Source organism: Inquilinus limosus MP06 (genome assembly GCF_000767795.1).
Classification (GTDB): Bacteria; Pseudomonadota; Alphaproteobacteria; order DSM-16000; family Inquilinaceae; genus Inquilinus; species Inquilinus limosus_E.
The window spans coordinates 1-3,797 of the sequence record NZ_JANX01000593.1; the positions used below are offsets into that span (position 1 = coordinate 1).

The following is a 3,797-nucleotide window of genomic DNA, read 5'->3' on the forward strand; positions in this document are numbered from 1 at the left end:
GGCCTGGCCGAGCTGGCGCGCGAGCGCCGCGGCCAGGCGCTGGCCGATGTCGTCAACGGCTAGAGAGCCATGTCGGAGATCGTTCTGCGTGTTGCCTCTCCCGCTTGCGACACCTTTTCGGAGTTCCCAACACCGTCATTGCGAGCGCAGCGAAGCAATCCAGGGGCCGGTTCGCACTGGATCTGGATTGCTTCGTCGGCTTCGCCTCCTCGCAACGACGGTGAGGAGGGTGGGGCATCTCGCTTCAATCCCGCTCCGAGCCTGTCCGGGCTTGAAGCCGCACCCGCAAGACCCGATTCTGTGACCATGACCACGACGACCCCCGAGACCCGCGGGCGCTGCCCGATCTGCCGCAAGCCGACGGTGCAGCAGTACCGTCCGTTCTGCTCGCGCCGCTGCGCCGACATCGACCTGGGCCATTGGTTTTCAGAGAGTTACGCGATCCCGGCGAAGCCCGAGGACGAGGACGAAGAAACATTGCAGCCGGATGAAGATCACCGCTAGACAGGCGGCGTCCGGTTTCCTATAAGCACGGCCTCCGCACTGCGGAGACCAACGGCGCCCAGGTAGCTCAGTTGGTAGAGCAGGTGACTGAAAATCACCGTGTCGGCAGTTCGATTCTGTCCCTGGGCACCATTCTCCCTCTTCTTCAGGACTTCGGCCGCAGCGCGTCCCTCGCCTACGCCCCCGGCCCCGGCGCGAAGAAGCAGCGGATCGCCCCGGTCGATTTGCGGCAGATCCAGTAGTCGCTGTCCTCACTGCCCAGCGCCTTGAAGCGCGGCACGAACTCGCCGGTCGAGCGGATGCGGTAGCCTTCCTGGCTCGCCTCGATGTCCTCGCGCGGCCAGGTGGTGCAGTCGTGGTCGCCGCAGCAATGGTTGACCGTGCCGTATTCGAGGTAGCGGCCGCGGCTGATCCAGCTGTCATGCGCCGTCGCCGCCGCAGGCCCGAGGCATGCCGCCGCCAGGATCACCCATCCCGGCGCGCGCCGCCGGTGCCGTTGCCGCAGCCCCATCGGGCCTCCCCCGTCCACCGATCGGCGGACCGTGGGAAGCAGGATAAGCCAAATCGGACGCCGGCACAGCCGCCCGCCACGGAGGTTTCACAAGCGTCGCCCCGCCGCGTCCTAGCCGAGAGGACCGGCACTCCCGCCGGCCACCGGCAACGAGGGCGGCATGGCGATCAAGGACATCCTCAAGGAGCGGGCGAACTGGACCTGGCGCATCATGGCGGCCTCCGCCCAGCTGGGCGAGATGATCCGGGAGGATGCGATCACCTCGGTGAACCTCGCGACCATCGCGAATCTCGCGGCGCAGCAGGGTATCGAACTGTCGATCACCAGCTTTCAGGGCGCCAAGCTGGAGAAGGAGTTCGGCGCCGACTGGATGTGGACGCTGGGCCAGTCGGCCTATCTGGTCCAGGCCAAGCGCCTGGACGTGGTGCCGGGCCGCGGCGGCCTTTCCTATCTCATCGATATCGCCCAGTTGCAGACGCTGTGCGATGCCGCACACATGCTGTCGGTCGGGCAGGGTATCGACAGTATTCCGGCCTATGTCTTCTACAACTCCCTGCTTCAGGGAAGCTACGATCCGGCAGAGTCGGGCTGCACCTGGGTCAACGCCTATGTGCTCAGGGAAGCCCTGAACAAGGCCGGCAAGCTCGGCCAAGCCAGCACCGTGCTGTCGTTCCAGGCGGTGGTCGGGAATCTCAAGGCGAGGCCCTGGACGGAGATGTTCGGAGGCTGATCCGTCCGCCCTTACAGCTTTGTTTGCGCGTGAGCGGTCAGCGCCGCGCCGTACTGTTCGAAGAACCGCTCGCCGACAAGATCCGAGCCCTCCGTCGTCAGGTGGCCCTCGTCCCAGAACAGCAGGGCGCCATCCTGCTGGATACGGCACTGCCCGCCGGTGCAGAACACCTCCTCCGGCGCGAAGAACGCCGCGCCGCTGCGGCCCGCGATCTGCGCGACGAGCCGGTTGAGCCCGGAACGGTCGATCTCCGCGACCGGGGCGGAGGCCGTGCCGTTCAGCATGGCCCTGGTGTAGAGGACATAGGCCGGCGCATGGAAGGTCGGCGACTGGCCGAGCACGATGACGTCGCTGCCGGCCTGACGGATCGCCGCGATCGTGTCGCCGATCCGCGGCAGATCCTCGGGCCGGAGGAACTCCCAGCGTGCCGCCAGCAGGACCGTTCCCGGCGGATTCCTGCGGACCAGGCCGAGGATGTGGTCGTTGAACTCCCGGCAGCCCTCGTAGCGGAAGGCCAGCGGGTCCAGCACGGGCGCGCAGGCCGCCAGCGTCGCCTGGCCGATCGACAGACCGGCCTTGGCCGCCCGGCCCGACAGGCCCCAATGGAGATGCGCCCCGAAGCTGTCGCCCCAGATCAGGGCGCCGGGTGACTCGCCGCCATAGCAGGCCGCTTCGTCGTATTCGGCCGCGGGCTGCCCGATCCGCAGGAAGCAGGCCCCGGGCCGCTGCATGGCGAAGCGGGGTTGGTAGTCGGCATATGTCTCGGCGATCCGGGCCGCCTCAGGGAAGCGCTGCGGCCAGCCCCGGCTGATATATCCGGCCGATCCGGCGGTGAGGAAGAGGGCGGCGGCTGCCGCCGACGCGGTGAAGATCCAGCGCCGGGTGAACCGGCTGCCCCTGCCGCGGAACGGCTGCTCGACATAGCGCCAGGACAGGGTGGCGGCCAGGATCGACGCCGCGACGATCAGCGCGGTCTCGGCGGGCGACAGCGCGCGGTCGGTCGAATACCGGGCGAAGACGATGATCGGCCAGTGCCAGAGATACAGGGAGTAGGAGATTTTGCCGATGAACATCACCGGGCCCAGGCTCAGCAGCCGGCCGCCGAGACTCGCGCCGCCGGTTCCCGCCCAGATGACCAGCGCCGCGCCGATGCAGGGCGGGACCGCGTTCCATCCCGGGAACGGATCGGCCGGCGTCAGGGTGAACACGCTGAGGCCGATCAGCCCCAGCCCCAGCGCGGCGGCGATCTCGCGCAGGCCGCGCCCGGTCGGGGAGACCAGGTCCAGCGCCAGCAGGGACCCGAGCAGCAGTTCCCACGCCCGGGTCGAGAGCAGGTAGAAGGCGGCGGTCGGATGGGGGCCGACGGCCCAGACATTGACGGCGAGGGACAGGCCGGCGATCGCGATCAGCACCGCATTCCGCATCCGGCGGCCGGCCCGTGACAGGAGGTACAGCAGGATCGGAAAGCCGATATAGAACTGCTCCTCGACCGCCAGCGACCAAGTGTGCAGCAGCGGCTTGAGCTCCGCCGCCGCCGCGAAGTACCCGGACTCGAGGCAGAACAGGATATTCGAGGTGAACGAGACCGTGGCGAGGACGGAGCCCGAGAAGCTGCGCAGGTCGAAGGGCAGCAGGATCGCCGCGAAGGCGACGGTCGAGGCCAGCAGCATGACGAAGAGCGCCGGGAAGATCCGCCTGGCGCGACGCTCGTAGAAGCCGGGAAACGAGAACACGCCCCGTCGGATGTCGTCCGCCAGGATCGTCGTGATCAGATATCCCGAAATGACGAAGAAGACGTCGACGCCGACGAAACCGCCGCCCAGGAATGATATGCCGGCGTGATGCAGGACCACCGGAACGACGGCGACGGCGCGCAATCCATCAATATCGTTCCGGTGCCCGATCGACCCGGCCCCCCCGCCGATCGACATGGTCCACCACAAAATGATAAAAAAATGCAAAAAACGATGAAAGTTCGTTCGGTTGTATAGCAGGGCCGCGCCGGCGGCGCCAGATTCTATCTGATCCGTGCGGGGGACGGCGGGGCAGGCG

General features: G+C 67.6%; 4 protein-coding genes and 1 tRNA gene. 3 read left to right on the top strand and 2 right to left on the bottom strand.

Annotated features, from left to right (window positions below; genetic code table 11):
- Positions 1-306: 306 nt before the first annotated feature.
- Positions 307-504 (top strand): DNA gyrase inhibitor YacG, encoded by a 198-nt coding sequence (locus P409_RS29045; RefSeq protein ID WP_034846631.1) that lies wholly within the window; start codon positions 307-309, stop codon positions 502-504.
- A gap of 56 nt (positions 505-560) precedes the next feature.
- Positions 561-636: transfer RNA gene (locus P409_RS29050), tRNA-Phe, on the top strand.
- A gap of 43 nt (positions 637-679) precedes the next feature.
- Here P409_RS29050 and P409_RS29055 read toward each other — a convergent pair.
- On the bottom strand, positions 680-1,015 hold the full coding sequence (locus P409_RS29055) for a hypothetical protein (RefSeq protein WP_034846632.1): 336 nt from the start codon (positions 1,013-1,015) through the stop codon (positions 680-682).
- Positions 1,016-1,175: 160 nt separating this feature from the next.
- Between P409_RS29055 and P409_RS29060 the strand changes: the two genes are divergently transcribed.
- Complete coding sequence (locus tag P409_RS29060; RefSeq protein WP_052121531.1) at positions 1,176-1,745, top strand: hypothetical protein; 570 nt, start codon at positions 1,176-1,178, stop codon at positions 1,743-1,745.
- A gap of 11 nt (positions 1,746-1,756) precedes the next feature.
- On the opposite strand, the gene P409_RS29065 is transcribed toward P409_RS29060, so the two are convergent.
- Positions 1,757-3,676 carry an acyltransferase family protein gene (locus P409_RS29065; RefSeq protein ID WP_081991895.1) on the bottom strand — a complete coding sequence of 640 codons (1,920 nt, stop codon included), beginning with the start codon at positions 3,674-3,676 and terminating at the stop codon, positions 1,757-1,759.
- Between the last annotated feature and the right edge of the window lie 121 nt (positions 3,677-3,797).